18 protein-coding genes and 1 tRNA gene are annotated in these 14265 nt (G+C 64.0%); 4 read left to right on the top strand and 15 right to left on the bottom strand.

Annotated features, from left to right (window positions below; translation table 11 throughout):
- Positions 1 to 84: 84 nt before the first annotated feature.
- The 11 genes from AUL38_RS16460 to AUL38_RS16430 form a co-directional block, all read right to left on the bottom strand.
- Complete coding sequence (locus tag AUL38_RS16460; protein ID WP_059063887.1) at positions 85 to 573, bottom strand: hypothetical protein; 489 nt, start codon at positions 571 to 573, stop codon at positions 85 to 87.
- 84 nt (positions 574 to 657) lie between these two features.
- Complete coding sequence (locus tag AUL38_RS16455; RefSeq protein WP_059063885.1) at positions 658 to 1458, bottom strand: hypothetical protein; 801 nt, start codon at positions 1456 to 1458, stop codon at positions 658 to 660.
- A 9-nt stretch (positions 1459 to 1467) separates the two neighbouring features.
- The gene (locus AUL38_RS17500) at positions 1468 to 1608 is read right to left on the bottom strand and encodes a hypothetical protein (RefSeq protein WP_161937465.1); all 141 of its coding nucleotides are present in this window, start codon (positions 1606 to 1608) and stop codon (positions 1468 to 1470) included.
- A 13-nt stretch (positions 1609 to 1621) separates the two neighbouring features.
- Positions 1622 to 3061 carry a phage portal protein gene (locus tag AUL38_RS16450; protein ID WP_059063883.1) on the bottom strand — a complete coding sequence of 480 codons (1440 nt, stop codon included), beginning with the start codon at positions 3059 to 3061 and terminating at the stop codon, positions 1622 to 1624.
- Positions 3058 to 4356 carry a hypothetical protein gene (locus AUL38_RS16445; protein WP_161937464.1) on the bottom strand — a complete coding sequence of 433 codons (1299 nt, stop codon included), beginning with the start codon at positions 4354 to 4356 and terminating at the stop codon, positions 3058 to 3060. Before AUL38_RS16445 ends, AUL38_RS16450 begins: the two co-directional genes overlap by 4 nt.
- A gap of 14 nt (positions 4357 to 4370) precedes the next feature.
- Positions 4371 to 4559, bottom strand: a complete 189-nt coding sequence (locus tag AUL38_RS17260; RefSeq protein ID WP_153006649.1) for a hypothetical protein — start codon at positions 4557 to 4559, stop codon at positions 4371 to 4373.
- Positions 4560 to 4593: 34 nt separating this feature from the next.
- Positions 4594 to 4881: a hypothetical protein gene (locus AUL38_RS16440; protein ID WP_059063879.1), complete on the bottom strand. Its 288-nt coding sequence runs from the start codon at positions 4879 to 4881 to the stop codon at positions 4594 to 4596.
- 124 nt (positions 4882 to 5005) lie between these two features.
- Positions 5006 to 5386, bottom strand: a complete 381-nt coding sequence (locus AUL38_RS17255) for an endonuclease (RefSeq protein ID WP_153006648.1) — start codon at positions 5384 to 5386, stop codon at positions 5006 to 5008.
- 70 nt (positions 5387 to 5456) lie between these two features.
- On the bottom strand, positions 5457 to 5696 hold the full coding sequence (locus AUL38_RS16435) for a hypothetical protein (RefSeq protein ID WP_059063876.1): 240 nt from the start codon (positions 5694 to 5696) through the stop codon (positions 5457 to 5459).
- Between the two features lie 470 nt (positions 5697 to 6166).
- Positions 6167 to 6238 (bottom strand) — tRNA-Ile (locus AUL38_RS17250).
- 333 nt (positions 6239 to 6571) lie between these two features.
- Complete coding sequence (locus tag AUL38_RS16430; RefSeq protein ID WP_059063874.1) at positions 6572 to 7237, bottom strand: hypothetical protein; 666 nt, start codon at positions 7235 to 7237, stop codon at positions 6572 to 6574.
- A gap of 703 nt (positions 7238 to 7940) precedes the next feature.
- Between AUL38_RS16430 and AUL38_RS16425 the strand changes: the two genes are divergently transcribed.
- Positions 7941 to 8519 (top strand): thymidine kinase, encoded by a 579-nt coding sequence (locus tag AUL38_RS16425; RefSeq protein WP_059063871.1) that lies wholly within the window; start codon positions 7941 to 7943, stop codon positions 8517 to 8519.
- A gap of 19 nt (positions 8520 to 8538) precedes the next feature.
- On the opposite strand, the gene AUL38_RS16420 is transcribed toward AUL38_RS16425, so the two are convergent.
- On the bottom strand, positions 8539 to 9075 hold the full coding sequence (locus AUL38_RS16420) for a MarR family winged helix-turn-helix transcriptional regulator (RefSeq protein WP_059063869.1): 537 nt from the start codon (positions 9073 to 9075) through the stop codon (positions 8539 to 8541).
- A 114-nt stretch (positions 9076 to 9189) separates the two neighbouring features.
- Between AUL38_RS16420 and AUL38_RS16415 the strand changes: the two genes are divergently transcribed.
- Together AUL38_RS16415 and AUL38_RS16410 are read left to right on the top strand one after the other, a co-directional pair.
- Positions 9190 to 9765: an NADPH-dependent F420 reductase gene (locus tag AUL38_RS16415; protein ID WP_059063867.1), complete on the top strand. Its 576-nt coding sequence runs from the start codon at positions 9190 to 9192 to the stop codon at positions 9763 to 9765.
- Positions 9766 to 9791: 26 nt separating this feature from the next.
- The gene (locus AUL38_RS16410) at positions 9792 to 10697 is read left to right on the top strand and encodes a VOC family protein (RefSeq protein ID WP_059063865.1); all 906 of its coding nucleotides are present in this window, start codon (positions 9792 to 9794) and stop codon (positions 10695 to 10697) included.
- A 12-nt stretch (positions 10698 to 10709) separates the two neighbouring features.
- Here the strand turns inward: AUL38_RS16410 and AUL38_RS16405 are convergent, their stop codons facing one another.
- Together AUL38_RS16405 and AUL38_RS17245 are read right to left on the bottom strand one after the other, a co-directional pair.
- On the bottom strand, positions 10710 to 11564 hold the full coding sequence (locus AUL38_RS16405; RefSeq protein WP_083506983.1) for an endo alpha-1,4 polygalactosaminidase: 855 nt from the start codon (positions 11562 to 11564) through the stop codon (positions 10710 to 10712).
- Positions 11565 to 11568: 4 nt separating this feature from the next.
- The gene (locus AUL38_RS17245) at positions 11569 to 11739 is read right to left on the bottom strand and encodes a hypothetical protein (RefSeq protein ID WP_201023786.1); all 171 of its coding nucleotides are present in this window, start codon (positions 11737 to 11739) and stop codon (positions 11569 to 11571) included.
- A 272-nt stretch (positions 11740 to 12011) separates the two neighbouring features.
- Here AUL38_RS17245 and AUL38_RS16400 point away from each other — a divergent pair, with 272 nt between their 5' ends.
- On the top strand, positions 12012 to 13520 hold the full coding sequence (locus AUL38_RS16400) for an APC family permease (protein WP_059063863.1): 1509 nt from the start codon (positions 12012 to 12014) through the stop codon (positions 13518 to 13520).
- 36 nt (positions 13521 to 13556) lie between these two features.
- Here AUL38_RS16400 and AUL38_RS16395 read toward each other — a convergent pair whose 3' ends face one another.
- Positions 13557 to 14264: a DUF1361 domain-containing protein gene (locus AUL38_RS16395; protein ID WP_059063861.1), complete on the bottom strand. Its 708-nt coding sequence runs from the start codon at positions 14262 to 14264 to the stop codon at positions 13557 to 13559.
- Position 14265 lies beyond the last annotated feature (1 nt).

The following is a 14265-nucleotide window of genomic DNA, read 5'->3' as shown; positions in this document are numbered from 1 at the left end:
GATCGAATACGAGACCATCATGAACGAACAGGTCGCACTCGCGGCCTGACCAAACTGTCACCTAAACGTGCATCAGACCCTTAGTTATTTAGCGGCCTCACGCAGCCAGTCGTCCATCGACGCTGCCGCTTGAGGCGAGTTTCCTTCGTTCGGGATGATCAGCTTCTGAACCGGCTGTTCACCCCTGAATGCGATGAGCGCATCCGCCGACGCTTCGAGCTCTTCCTTAGTGCTGCCAGACAACAGCTCGGCAGGAACATTCTTTGCAGCAGCGACCTCAGCGCGAACTACCTGAGACTCAAGCTCTGAAGCTCGCTTCTCAGCCGCAGCAATACGCTCAGCCGCTTTCTGCTCGTCGCTCTTCTTCGCGTCCTCGATCTCTTGAAGCTTCGCGGCCTTCGCCTGAAGCTCCTCGTAATCGGTTGGGATCTTTGCGCGCTCCCGAGCAATGCGAGCCTGGATAGCTTTGTCGAAGTCCTCCTGCGAAGTGATCGCGGTGAACTCCTTACTGGCTTCCTTGCTCTGCTCGTTAGTTTCTTCCGTGGTGTTAGTAGCACCCGTCTGCTCAGACATACTGAGACTCCTTTACCGTTTAAGCCCCGTACGGGCATGACCGCGAAACCGTCGCGTACGGCCACGGAAGAAACCGTGGAAGATTCAGAACGGGACAAGAACGGACTCTCGCCGCTCGTACCCGCGAACATTGAAGGAGCGCGTCTCGCGCTGGTAGAACGTCGGCACGGGCACGCAATGGCAGTTGTCGTGGTAGCTGTTCTCAAGCCCGCGGCCTCCGCGCGCTTTGACCCCACCACCGACACCGCCGATGTAGCCCTTTCGGCGGTTCCCCGATTCGTCCAACGCGATCGATGAGTCAGTGCCGCGCCCAACGACCATGCCGCTCGCTGCGTCCGACTTGTAGACGGGCCCGCGGCCGGCGAGCATGATGCAGAAGTCACACGACTTGCCCGACTTCGCTCGCCCCGGGTTCACGCTCCGCGACCAGCGCACCGCCGCGACCTTCCCCGACCGGGCATCAGCCCGAGACAGCAGGTCGATCGTCTGGCGGGCTGGCTGCAACACGAGGCGTTGCGCGCCGCCGAGGAGCTGCGACTCGAAGAGATCCCAGTCCGGATCATCCAGGAAGAGCGAGCCGACAGCCCACCGCGCAACACCTTCGGACTGCTTCACTTTCGCGGGCTGCGCGAACACTGTTTGCAGTGTCCCGGCAGACGGGGCGATATTGCGGGAGGCGTCGTAGAAGTCTGCGCCGAGCACCGCGGAGGTGTCCCCGAACGACGTCATGAAGTCCGGGAACACCCGCACGAGCAGATCACGCACCTTCACGGGGTCCGCCGAGGCGCTCACTGCGCTCAGCAGATCCCGGATCTGGGTGCGCGCGAGTGACGCGAGTTCGGCGGTGGCGGTTCGGAACTCTTCTACCTGAGCTGGACTCGCCATCGCTGCCCCCTAGTCTTCGCTTGCCTGCTTGATCGTGATCGGCTGGCCGGGGATGAACTTGAGCCCTTCAAGGCCCGACCTGCGCGCAGCATCGTCAGCGTCCACACCCGCGCGCCTGAGCACGCCGAGCGCGTCTGCTTGGGCCTTCACTACCTGGGCAGATTCAAGGCCGCTGGCTGGCTGGCTGGCTGGCTGGCTGCTCAGCATCCTGGCGAACCGACTTCGCGGCCTCCACGAGCTCACTGATCCGCGAGCCCGCCCTGCGCCGCTGCTCATCAACCTTGAACCGCATGATCTGATCCCGAGTCAGGCCCGCATACTCGAGCCCGACCTCAGACATCGCGAACGGTGAATCGTCCTTGATCGCTGCAGCAAGCTTCGAGAACGCGTCCGCACGCGCCGACGGCGACACGATCGCAGGATCCGTGAACTGTGCCTGCAAGCCGCGAAGCTCAGTGGACACACTCCCCAGCCCGTCGCGCAGGCGCACCGCGAGCTGCATCGCCTTCACGGCGCCGCGGCCCCACGTCCGGTTCGCCGTTCGGGTCTTCATGATGAGTTCTTCCTTGGCGGCGTAGATCGCGTCAGCAGACGACGGGTTCGACGCGTCAGCCCACCGCACCTCAAGCTGCTGGTCGTCTGCGAAGAGGCTCTTCAGCATCCGAAGCTGCTCAGTGTGTGGCTGTGGTGAAGCTCCCTGGAAGCGGTGAATGTCCGGCTTCTGTTCCGGGTTGTCGACGTCGATCGCGTTCATCCGGCCCATCACGGCAGACCACTTATCGTCACCGATGAACTTCGATACGTCCGCACCGAACAGCCAGTACTTGTCCGCCGAATAGAACTCGGCCGACACCTCAGCACGCAGCAGCGTGCGGATCATCGCGTCAGTGAGCCCCATCGCGGTACGGCTGATCCGGGAGTGCCCGAATGGCCGGTTCAGTTCCGGCTGCAGTACGAGCCGCGACACCGAAACCTCACCGAGCGGGTTCGCAACGACCGCACTCTTCCACCGGCCCGAAGGCTGTTTCGAGAACGCGTACACCTTGTCCCACGTGTAGAACACCATCTCGGTAGGCCCGGTCTGGTCAGTCTCCGTGACCGACAGGAACCCGCCGAGCTTACGCCGGCGCGTATCCCACGTCGCCGCCGAAGAATCAGCAGCGCGAGGAAGCACGAGCAGTTCCGGTTCACCCGCCGCGACATCACCGTGCGAGACGGTGAGGAACGCGCACGCGTGGATCGCGCTCGACGTCGTTGCCAGGTCGAACTCGGAGATGAAGTCGTTCTCGTCCAGTGTCTCCGCGAGCCCGAACGGGTCATCCCTCCCCGCCGGCGAGACGAACCCCTCGAGCACCGAACGATCAGTCATAGCGTGGACACCCTTGGCGATCTCCTGCAGCGGCGTGAACGCGCGCTGCATCTGCGGAGGGACCGCGATACCGAAGTCCTTCAGGGCGTTCTTGCCCTCGTAGTAGACCGTGCGCAGAAGGTTCCGGCGACGCTTGGACTCCCACGTCGCGAACAGTTTCGCGAACAGGTCATGCTCAGACCCCTCGAGCCCAACATTCGGGATGGAACCTGCGTGATAGAACGAAGCACTCATAGGAACACGGCCCTCCGTTCTTTCTCGCCGTACGGCTTCCGTTTTGTTGTCATCGCCAGCCAGTAAGCAAGGCTCACCGCTTCGATTGGTGTCTCGTCGCCGTCAGGCGTTGTGGGTATCCAGCCCCACGCCCCCGAGTTGCCGCGAAGCTTCTTGTCGGAGATCGCCACCGACTCGTCAAGCTGCGCCTGCCCGTCGTCCGCAAGGTGCGTGAACGGCAGCGGGAGCACCTCATCGGGCGCGAGCTCGGCGTTGGCCTTCGCAGCCTTCGCAGACGCCCGCACAGCATCCAACGTCATCGAACACGACGTCGTGTACTCCGGGGTGTTCGCGATCTTGAGCACCGCGTCAGGCACGCCCCGATCCCGCAGCAGTTGAGCGAGGACGGGAGCACCAGAAGCGCCCGACAGCACAATCTGTGCAGCCTTCCGCCACCGTGCAGCAAGCCAGTCAGCGAGCGCGCCAAGACCTGCCGCAATGTCCCCGTCAGCAGCATCAATGAGTTCGACGTGTACGCCGCCCTCATGCTTCAAACCGCCGCCGAGAGACAGCCTGGTGCCGTCGAGGTTGAACGCGACCGAGTAGACCCACAGCCCATCGGTCGGAGTCTCAGTGATGCCTGACGCACGCCATTCGGCCTCGGAGATCTGCCGGGATCCGGCCTGGTCGTCATCCCACACTCCGAACGCTTCGCGCCTGATCGACTCAGGCCGCAAGTTCTCCAGCATGCGCATAACCGCTTGCTTGGGGGTGCGCTTCGGGTAAGACGGGTTCGCGATCGCGACCGCAGACCAATCCACGTGCCCGGGCTTCCACAGCTCGGGACGCAGCGACGGATCCGCGGAGAACTCGAGGTACATCATGTTGAACTCAGGGTCAGCGCCGTCAGCACGCTCACGCTTCACCTCGAGCGCCTTGCGGCGTCGAGTCTTGAACTCTTCACCCTGGTCAGTTGGCCGCGGGGGAGTCCCTACGATGAACATCAGTGGGTTGTCTGCCTGGTTCATCGTTGGCACGAGGTCGTCCATCGTCTTCTCGGTGAGGCGCTGCCCCTCATCGAGGATGAGGATCCCGACTTTCGTGAAGCCGAGGCCGAAGCCTCGCTCGCGCGCACCGAACAGGATGCGGGAACCGTTCGTGAACTCGATCGCCGCATCGCCAGAGCCGAGCCGGATCTGCTTGATGAACGGGCGCACCTTCGGTTTCTTCGCCATCGCCTGCATTGAACGGAACGTCTCGCCCGCGGTCGCCAGCTGGTGCGCCGTCCAGATGACGAGCGTGCCAGGGTTCAGCATGCACAGCGCGAACGTCACCGACCGATGAAGAACGTCTTCCCGACCTGGCGGGGGATCGAGAACACGACCCCACCGACTGACGCAGCAAACATGCCGTCGGCGCGCTTGCCCAGCGCGACCCAGCCTGCGCCCTCCTGCCACGGGTCAAACTCGATCCCCAGACGGAGACACTCGGCGCGCACGGAAGGCCATGCAGTCGTCACGATCCCAGACGGGATTACAAGGTGACGGGCAACATCAGAAAGAAGCGGCGTCGAACTCCTGGTCTTCGACATCAGCGCCACCTTCAGTATCCTCAGCGTCCTTCGCCTGCAGCGCCTCAATCTCCTTCGACAGCAACGCCAACTGACGATGCAGTGCAGCCTTCGCCGGCCCCTTCTCGTCAGGCAGGTCAGTCACAATCGACCGCCGCTGCGCAAGGAGGATCTGCAAGTAGTCGCCACGCTCAACAGCCTCAGCAAGAGACAGCACAGGAGGGGGAACCTCACCAACCTCGACGGCACGCAGTGCAGGGGGCTTAGCCATCCGAACCACCTCCGTAAAGAAAAAAACCTCAGGGATAGAACGGCTCAATGCCGAGGGTGAGCCTTCGCGCAGGGGGAGGGGGGTGGTGTGCCAGGGGGCCGTGTGTGGCTGCTGGGGCGCGTGTTCACCAGATGGGTGATGCTTTGACTGGTGTGCGTTGTGCTGTGGCTTGTGTGGCCGTTTCAGCGTGTTGCTTGCGGGCTTCTGCGAGGGTCATTGTGCCCTTGCGCTGGTTGCAGGTTCGGTGCATCAGGTTGCAGTTGTCGCGTTGTAATGGTGAACCGCCTTTTGCGCGTGGGATGTCTTCGTCGACTTCGGGGCGCATTGGGTGTGGCAGGCAGCCTTGGCAGTTGGTGTTGGTGCACTTCTTGTAGTGTTTGCCTGGTTCGGTCTTGAGGGTCTTGTCGACTCTCTGTCCGCACAAGGCGCAGTGGGTTTGTTCTGCGAGGACGCGGGCTCTGAGTTGGCGGCGACGGTGTCCGTTGCTGTTGAGGGGGATGGTCATGTGTGGCCGCCTCGGTGTGTGGAGGGGCGGGTTTGTTGTTGGCCCCTCTGGGGTTTGGTTGCCCCCGGGGTTAGTTTGCGGGGGCCTTGGGGATGAAGGTCCACTCGTACACGTGCTCGATGCCGCCCTGGTATTTGTCGGCGGTGACGTACTCTTGGACGCGTGCGAGGGCGAGCGGCTGTGTGGGGCCGTGCTCGAGCGCGAGGGCTGCTGCCTGGGCGTAGTGGGGGCGGTTGCGCTCAGGGAGCTCGACGCGTTCCTTGCTGGTCGTGGTGACGGTGATAGCGGTCATGGTGACCTCCTGGCTCATCGGTTCTCCTCGGTGTATCGGTCGCCCCTCGGGTACCCGTGGCGGTCGTATCGGTCGCAGGGGCACTGCATGACGGCGGAGAGGCTGTTCCACGGCTTGCCGCAGTCCTCGCACTCGTAGCGGTCAGCCATGGCGCGCCTCCGTCAGGTAGGTTCCTCCGCGCTCGTACCCGGTTCGGTAAGGGTGTTGTCAGCGGTACGGCGCGGAGGAAGAATGTGTGCCTGCCGCGCATCGTCATGCCGCAGGCTCTTGCAACAGTTCCCAATACCGGGCCTTGTATTGCAAGCTACAAGGAACACCCACCGCAGGAGTGCAGAGGACGCCCCAGGAGCAGGCCACGCGTGAGCGGGGCCGTTACGGCTCGACCCGTTGGGCCGTCCGTTGATGCGTGATGCGACCGTGCACGATCGCTGTTCCGCCAGTGAAGCCTGAGGCTTCGGGCTCCCGTCACGCCGGGAAGGGCTGCATTGTGACGCCACCAGGATTCGAACCTGGACTGTGGTCCCTTATCAGGCTGCCTCTACCAGTTGGGCTAGAGCGTCAAGTGCCCGCACCGGTGTGCGAGCTATTCAGTTATGGGCGCAGAAAGCAAGAAACCCCGGTGCCGTGAGGCTGTCCGGGGTCACTTGAAGTGCGTGGTACGAATCTACCATGATCGAAGATGTGTTGCAAACATTACTTCGAACGAGTGGTGGGCCACGGCTCTGCGGTGAGCCACGCGGACACCAGGCCGACAACTATCCACAAGGGCCAGACTGGGGCAGATAGGGCGATCCGAGCGACCGTGCGCTTGCTCTCCGCGGGGGACGCCATAATGGCCGCAAAACATGTCACTACCGCGCCCACGAACCACGCAAGGAGAATGTGGCCGGGGGTCATGCTGCTACACCCGCTGCGAGCTCGCGGAGCGCGACGACGTCGACTTCGAGGCCCATCGCTTCAGCGAGCCCGACAAGTTCGCTCTCTGTGGCCCACATCGCGCCGCAGCTCCGGCATTCGGCGATGACGGCGCGGCCGCGTTTGATCGGTATTGAGACTGCGGCTTGCTGGCGGGTGTCGATGACGTGCCCGTCTTCATCCTTCTCCTGGACAAGGTGGTGGCGTTCCCCGCATTCGGGGCATGGGGCGGTGAGTTCCTTCTGGTGGGGCGGGTCGAAGAGATCCTCGATCTGCCACACCCATTTGCCGAAGGCAGCATCGAGGCGTTCGCGGAAGTCGTCATCGATCGCGCCGGCCGCATGTTGTGCCTGGATCGCGTGGGAGAGTCGCTGTACAGCTTCGGTGAGTTCGCCGCCGTGGTCGGTGCCCCACGTGCGGAGCCAGCCACGCGTGATTCCGTCGATGTATTCCCAGAGGTTGAGTGCGTCGAGGTTGAGCAGGTTCCCACCAACGCCGCCTCCGCCGCCTGATCCGGCACCTGTTGATGAGGAGATCGCTTCGCGTAGCTGATCGAGCAGGGGAGCGCACTCGTACTCTGCGCCGTCGAGGTGGACGGTGTGTGTTTGTGTGAGGCGTTGTACCGCCCGAGCCGTGTCAGTCATGTGTTCCTCCGGTAGAACGACAAAGGCCCGCCACAAGTCGATTCCCCATTCGCTGGGGGATCTAGTTGTGACGGGCCTTAAAGAACCTGTTGGGGGATAGTCTACGCGCAATTTGAGAATTGCGCGAGGCTATTGGGGGTCGCGTCGCCGGGCATCTCTGCGGGCCATTTACGGGCCTTTGTTTGAGGCGCACAATGGTTCACAAATAATCACAGGCGTTACGACATAAGGGCTGTGATGAACTGTGACTCCCTATGAATGACACTTGTATATCAGCCGCGCAAGCTACGTGAGTTCGAATCTCTCACCCGCCACCACGAGAAACGCCCGGTCAGAAATATTCTGGCCGGGCGTTTTGTGTTTTCAGACCGCTGCTGTGCTCCGCACGGGCCGCTATGTGGCGTGCGCGGGCGTGGGCGCTGACGCGTTGGCCCTCCGCGGAGAATCTTCGAATATTCGCACAGTATTCGAACATCGGGCACGGATCTGTCCACAGGTTATCCCCAACAATGTGGATAACTTTCGGCGTGAATGCGAGAGATACTCACAACTTGTCCACAAGGGGCTGTGGAAAGTGAGCCTGTGGAGAGCGAGACGGTGATTGAGTAGAACATAGCTCCGTAAGTTACATCTCTGTAATTCGAAACACACGTTCGGGGCGGCAGTGCCGCGCACCGCACCAGCGACGCGGTAAAGTCGCAGCATGGCAAAACTGCATTTCCGGTATGCGGCGATGAACGCGGGAAAGAGCGTCGCGCTGCTCCAGGTCGGGCACAACTACGAGTCGCTCGGCAAGCAGATGCTCATCGTGAAGCCCGCCGTTGATTCCAAGGGCGGCGATCGTGTCGTTTCCCGTCTCGGCGTCGAACGCCCCGTCGATTTTCTCTGGGCTGACGGTGAGCCGCTGCCGGTTTCGGAAGTGAAGTTTGACGTGATTCTCGTTGACGAGGCGCAGTTCCTTTCGGAGCGCCAGGTGAACGAGTTGCTCGATGTCGCCGTGCGCGTCGGCATCACGGTCATCGCCTACGGTCTCCGCACCGACTTCCGCGGCGACAGCTTTCCAGGTGCGGCCCGGTTGCTGTGTCTTGCGCACGAGATCGAAGAGATCCGCACGCTCTGCCGCTGCGGCTCCAAGGCGACCATGAACCTCCGCAAGATCGCGGGCGCGCCGGTCTTTGACGGCGACCAGGTCGCAATCGACGACGGCTCGGTCGAATACGAATCGGTGTGCGCTGCCTGTCACCAGCGGGAACGCGTGACTGCCGGCGCGAGCTGGGACTAGCCGCCGACAGTTGCCGGGATCACGCGGGGTCGGCCGCGCACTCGGTGGGTTCGGCGACCGGCTCGCGCGGATCCGCCGCGCACGCCTGGGTCTGTGTGCGCTCGGTGTCGAGGCTCGTGAGCACCGCTAGCGTGAGCTCGCTGAGCTGCGCGACGCCATCACCGGGGAGCTGGGCGAGCCCCTCGAGTACGAGCTCCCGAACTGCATCCGCGTAGAGCGTGCGGGAGAGCTCGTGTGTGGTGGCCCCGAGCTCGGTGAGCGTCGCGTTCGTTGCGCGTCCATCTTCCGGGCACGGCGTTCGCTCGATGAGCCCTCGCCGCTCAAGCGAGGTCGCGACCCGTGAGATTCGGGGGAGCGTTGCGTTCGTCTTGTGCGCGAGCGCGCTGAGGCGCATGCGCTGCCCCTCGTGCTCGGCGAGCGTGTCGAGGAGCGTGTGCTCGAACGCGGTCACGCCACCTTGGTGGAGGCGCTTGTCGAGTGCCGTCGGGAGGAGCTCCAGCAGTGCATGCAGCCTGGCGACCGCAACGCGTTCGGGGTGGGTGAGGGGCGTGCTCATGTGACCATTCTAGCAATTTACTTGCGGGTGCAAGTAAATTGTGATTATCATATGGTTGTACCTACAACTAAACGACCACGGGTCGTCGCGACCCGCACCACCAGGAGGAGCCCCATGACTACATTCACGATCTTCGGCACCGGCAACATGGCAACCGCTATCGGCGGCGTGCTCACCGCGGGCGGCGCGGCTGTCTCGCACATCGCGCACGCCGACACCAGCAGTGCAGTGACGGGCGACATCGTCATTCTCGCGGTGCCGTACCCGGCAGTGGCAGAGATTCTCGCGACACACGGTGACCAGCTCGCGAACGCGACCATCGTCGACATCACCAACCCGCTGAACTTCGACACGTTCGACGAACTCGTCGTCCCGGCAGGCAGCTCGGCCGCCACCGAACTGCAGCGCGCGCTGCCGCACGCCCGCGTGCTGAAAGCGTTCAATACGAACTTTGCAGCGACGCTCGCGTCAGGCAAGGTCGGCAAGGCCGAGACGACCGTGCTCATCGCTGGTGACGACAGCGACGCAAAAGCGACCCTCGCCGCGGCAGTGACCGCGGGCGGCCTCGCAGCGGTTGACGCGGGCTCCCTCGAGCGCGCCCACGAGTTCGAAGCGATCGGGTTCCTGCAGCTCACCCTCGCCGCAGCCGAGAAGATCTCCTGGACCGGTGGATTCTCACTCAACAACTAACCAGCCATCCGCTACGAAAGGCAGCAATGGATCATCAGACACTCTCCGCGGGCCTCGCAATGGACGTCGTCAGCCTGCGGGTGGGCGACCTTGAACTCATGAGCGGGTACTACGAGCAGGCGCTCGCGCTCGTGCCCCTCGAAGAACGCGTCATCGCGGATCAGCTGCACCGAGTGCTCGGTCGCGGTGCAATTCCCTTGGTGCGGCTGATCCACACGCCCGGTCTGCCCGAGGTCAGCCCGCGTGAGGCCGGCCTGTTTCACACCGCCTTCCTGTTCGAGGACGCAGCGAGTCTGGCAGCCACCGTGTATCGAGCCGCCCAAGATCCTCGCAGCCGCTTTGCTGGATCGAGTGACCACCTCGTGAGCGAAGCCTTCTACTTCACCGACCCCGAGGGCAACGGCATCGAACTCTACGTCGACCGGCCACGCACGCAGTGGGGCTACGACAACGGTCAGATCCGCATGGACACCCTGTACCTCGACCCCAACGCCTACCTGAAGGCGCATCTCGATGAGGGAGTGCTCGCGGGCGTCGCGCAGCAGGCAGGGAGCGTCGGCCACGTGCACTTGCAGGTGGGAAACGTCGCGAGAGCACGCGAGTTTTACGTCGACGGGCTCGGATTTGAGGCAACCGCAACGGGGATTCCCAGCGCGCTCTTCGCCTCGGCAGGCGGCTACCACCATCATGTTGCGATGAACGTCTGGAACAGCCAGGGTGCGGGCCCGCGCGCCGCGCGCCTGGGGCTTGCCGACGTCGCCATCACGCTACCCGAACGTGCAGACCTCGACGCGCTCGCCGCTCGCCTCACAGCGCGTGGCGTCGAATTCGCTGACACCGGACGCTCCGTGGTGGTGGCGGATCCCTGGGGGACACAGGTGACCCTGTCGCTGCCGGGCGCGACGGCAGAGGATCTGCTGGCCGCCGCCTAGCGCGCCGCGTCCTCAGTCACACAGCTCGAAAGCGTAACCGGGGTCGCCCGGTGCGCCGAGGAGGCGGTCGCGCAGTACCATCGACGCCGGCGCCGCATCGTCGGCGCACATCTCCGCGAACGGGCGGGGGAGATCGTCGGTGTACTCGATGTCGATGACGTGAGCGCCGTACACGGCCGTGTAGGTGCCACACTCGTCGAACACGCTGCACTCCTCGGTGACCGCGAAGTCAAACGATGCTTGTTCGCGCAAGGCCGCCGCATCCTCTGAGGCGTTCTTCTGGCCCGCCGCGAGCCCGGCGTCGTGCGCGACGCGCACGAGCGCAGTCGCGACCGCGAGATTGTCTGCGAGCGAGAGTGCGCCGTCAGAGCGAGTGTACGAGTCGAGGTTGTCGAATTCGACAGCGTCGAAGCCGTCGCGGGCGCAACCTTCGATCCAGCCGGACACCGTGTCCACGATCGCGGTGCGAGCAGAGGCGGTTGAGGTGTCGAGCAATGCCTCGTCCGGCCAATCCGGGTCGAAGCGGATCTTCCCGTCGGGAGTGCGCAGCAGCACATGCTCAGGCCACGACGCAAGTTCGCCCGGCTGCGTCTGGAACCCGTTGATGTAACAGATGGAATAGGCACCCGTTGCGGCCGGGGCGGTGCGATCGCGGGCGATCACGCCCACACGCGGGTCTGCGTCGTAGGCTGCTCCCAGCTGATAGTCGGGTGCCGCGCCCGCGGGCGGCACCGTCCAGGTCTCCGCCGCCGGGGCGCAGCCAGCGACCGCTGTCACGCACGCGAGTGCAGCGAGTGCAACTGTGCCGGTATACGCGCGGCGGGCAGGGCGGTGCGTGCCGGTGGTGACGGAGTGTGACCGCGACACCGCGCTATGCCGCCTGGGTCGCGCGCAGCGAGTAGCTCAGGGGAGCGACGCCCGCGCGCTCGGCGCGATCGTCGATGAACTGCTGCACCACGTAGCCGGAACCGTCACGGGCAGCATGCAGCGACGCTCGGTCGTCCCAGTTGGTCTGGTTGGCGGCGAGGTATGTGTGTGTCATGGGCGCGTCGTTTCGTCGGACAGCAGAAGTATCGAGAGTAGCAGTGGCATGAGAGCTCGCGGAGGGGCAAGCGTATGCGGGTGGACGTCACGTGTGACGCAGGCCCGGGTCGCACTGCACCATCGGCGGGATTGCGCACCGCCCGATGTGCACAGGCGGGGTGGCCCAGAGAGGGCGGATCCGCTCGAGCGGGGAATGCCCAAGGCACCTACGCTGCTTGCAGGGCTCGGAAGAGTCCAGATCAACGAAGATCAGAAAGGCAAGGCATCGCTATGTCTGCAACCCCACCGGAGGCCCGGCTTGCCGATGACGAGCACCTCTCAGTGCTCGGCTACGAGGGCAAGTTCGACCGCTCCATGAGCCTCTGGGCGAACTTCGCCCTCGGCTTCACGTACCTCTCGCCGCTCGTCGGCGTCTACTCGCTCCTCGCGGTCGCGCTGTCGACGGGCGGCCCGCCCTCCATCTGGTGGATTGTCATTGTCGCCTGCGGTCAGCTGCTCGTGTCCCTCGTCTTTGGCGAGGTCGTCTCGCAGTTTCCGATCCACGGCGGTGTCTACCCGTGGGCGCGCAGGCTCTGGGGCCGGCGCTACGCGTGGATGGCCGCGTGGGTGTACATCTGGGCCATGATCGTCACCATCACCTCGGTCGCTGAGTTCGGCGCCGGCTTCATCACCAGCCTCTTCGGAATCGAGCTCACCGCCGAGACGACGCTGTTCACCGGGCTCGGGCTGCTCGTCTTCGCGCTGCTCATCAACTTCTCGGGCACAAAGGGTCTTGCCCGCATCGCGCGCATCGGGCTCGCGGCCGAACTCATTGGAGTGATCGGGCTGGGACTCTACCTGCTGCTCTTCCAGCGCAAGCAGGAATTCTCGGTGTTCTTCGACACGATGGGCGTGGAAGGGGAAGACTCATACGTTCCGGTCTTCCTCGCTTCTGCGCTCGCGGGCCTGTTCCTGTTCTACGGCTTCGAGGCCTGCGGCGACGTCGCAGAAGAGGTCGAGGACCCGGCACGCCGCATCCCGAAGGCGATGATGATGACGATCCTCGTCGGCGCGGTCTCTGCGCTGTTCTCCTTCGCCGGGTATGTACTTGCCGCCCCCGACCTCGAGGGTATTGTCTCCGGTGAAATTCCCGATCCGATTCCCGCGATCCTCGAGGCGACGCTCGGCACGGTCGGTGCGAAGGTCTTCCTCGTGGTGACGGTGCTCGCGTTCGTGTCGTGCGTGCTCAGCCTGCAGGCCGCCGCCTCGCGCCTGCTGTACTCCTTCGCGCGCGACGGCATGCTGCCCGGGCACACCTGGCTGTCGAAGGTGTCGCCGCGCACCAAGGTGCCGACGAACGCGCTTATCGTGGCGTGCACGGTGCCCGCGCTCATCTGCGTACTCATCTACTTCAACGACGGCATCCTGGTGCCGGTCACCTCGTTCGCGATCCTCGGCATCTATGTCGCGTTCCAGATGGTCGTGCTCGCCTCGCTCCGCCAGCGCTTCAAGGGCTGGAAGCCGGCCGGTCCGTTCTCCCTCGGCGCTATGGGCATCGTTGTGAACATCGCCGCGCTCGCGTACGGCGTCTTCGCGATCATTCTGCTCGCCAAGCCGGATTCGGGCGGCACGTTCTTCCAGAACTACGTCGTGCTCATCGGGCTCGGTGTCGTGCTCGTCACCGGACTGCTGTACCTGTTCATTGCGCGACCGGACACGAAGTCGACCGCCCCGGAGGGCGACGCGCGCGAGGTCGCTGATGAGATCCGCCGCCGTACGGGCCGCATCTCCGTGCAGTAGCCAGGCGGCCCGTCTACTCGAGCTCGCCTGCCAAGGTTACTGGCGGGCGAGCTCGAGCTCGTAGAGGCCCGACACGATCGGGGAGACGATCGTGAGATACAGGATCCCGATGAAGAGCGCGTAGGTGAGCGTGAACCCGAAGCAGGCGAGGGCGTTGCCGCGCTCCCGGAAGTGCGCGACGACCTTGCGGGCGAACGCCACCGGGTGCTGAATGTCCCAGCTGTTGAGGCGGAGATAGCGGCCAAGGTACATGCCGAGGCCGACAAGTAGCAGCACGACCGCGAGCATGATCATCGACCGGGGGCGGAAGAACGACAGGGCCCGGTCATCGAACATCACCACGCCGTACAGCAGCTGCGCGACAAACACGTTCACAATCGTGTTGATGACTCCGCTCATCGCGAGCGAGATCACGAGGATGATGTCGTACCAGAGCGGCACCGGGTCGTCGTCCCTGCGATGCGACTGGTTGAGCTCGGTGATGAGGTAGCTCGCGTTCGGCAGCATGAGGAGCCAGGCGACGCCGAGCACCCCCACCACGCTGAACCCCAGCACGGGGCTTATCGGGATGAGCGTGAGCAGCGCAACGAAGGCGAGCCCGAGGAGCAAGATCGGCAGCATCGACAGCACGATGTTCCACAGCATCGGCCGGTACAGCTTGGTGCGGTATACGGCCGCGCGGAGGATCACGAGCGTCGCCGCGTACACGTTGAGCGTGGCAGCACCGATGAAAAGAAACAGCATG

This window comes from Leucobacter sp. G161 (genome assembly GCF_001482305.1).
Classification (GTDB): domain Bacteria; phylum Actinomycetota; class Actinomycetes; order Actinomycetales; family Microbacteriaceae; genus Leucobacter.
Note: the sequence above shows the minus strand (reverse complement) of the source record. Positions and strands in the feature narration are given on the sequence as shown.

What these genes read in the sequence shown, in the direction of transcription:
- AUL38_RS16460 (WP_059063887.1), bottom strand. Translation starts at nt 573, where the DNA reads ATGTCTGAGCAGACGGGTGCTACTAACACCACGGAAGAAACTAACGAG.
- AUL38_RS16455 (WP_059063885.1), bottom strand. Translation starts at nt 1,458, where the DNA reads ATGGCGAGTCCAGCTCAGGTAGAAGAGTTCCGAACCGCCACCGCCGAA.
- AUL38_RS16450 (WP_059063883.1), bottom strand. Translation starts at nt 3,061, where the DNA reads ATGAGTGCTTCGTTCTATCACGCAGGTTCCATCCCGAATGTTGGGCTC.
- AUL38_RS16445 (WP_161937464.1), bottom strand. Translation starts at nt 4,356, where the DNA reads ATGCTGAACCCTGGCACGCTCGTCATCTGGACGGCGCACCAGCTGGCG.
- AUL38_RS16440 (WP_059063879.1), bottom strand. Translation starts at nt 4,881, where the DNA reads ATGGCTAAGCCCCCTGCACTGCGTGCCGTCGAGGTTGGTGAGGTTCCC.
- AUL38_RS17255 (WP_153006648.1), bottom strand. Translation starts at nt 5,386, where the DNA reads ATGACCATCCCCCTCAACAGCAACGGACACCGTCGCCGCCAACTCAGA.
- AUL38_RS16435 (WP_059063876.1), bottom strand. Translation starts at nt 5,696, where the DNA reads ATGAGCCAGGAGGTCACCATGACCGCTATCACCGTCACCACGACCAGC.
- AUL38_RS16430 (WP_059063874.1), bottom strand. Translation starts at nt 7,237, where the DNA reads ATGACTGACACGGCTCGGGCGGTACAACGCCTCACACAAACACACACC.
- AUL38_RS16425 (WP_059063871.1), top strand. Translation starts at nt 7,941, where the DNA reads ATGGCAAAACTGCATTTCCGGTATGCGGCGATGAACGCGGGAAAGAGC.
- AUL38_RS16420 (WP_059063869.1), bottom strand. Translation starts at nt 9,075, where the DNA reads ATGAGCACGCCCCTCACCCACCCCGAACGCGTTGCGGTCGCCAGGCTG.
- AUL38_RS16415 (WP_059063867.1), top strand. Translation starts at nt 9,190, where the DNA reads ATGACTACATTCACGATCTTCGGCACCGGCAACATGGCAACCGCTATC.
- AUL38_RS16410 (WP_059063865.1), top strand. Translation starts at nt 9,792, where the DNA reads ATGGATCATCAGACACTCTCCGCGGGCCTCGCAATGGACGTCGTCAGC.
- AUL38_RS17245 (WP_201023786.1), bottom strand. Translation starts at nt 11,739, where the DNA reads ATGACACACACATACCTCGCCGCCAACCAGACCAACTGGGACGACCGA.
- AUL38_RS16400 (WP_059063863.1), top strand. Translation starts at nt 12,012, where the DNA reads ATGTCTGCAACCCCACCGGAGGCCCGGCTTGCCGATGACGAGCACCTC.
- AUL38_RS16395 (WP_059063861.1), bottom strand. Translation starts at nt 14,264, where the DNA reads ATGCTGTTTCTTTTCATCGGTGCTGCCACGCTCAACGTGTACGCGGCG.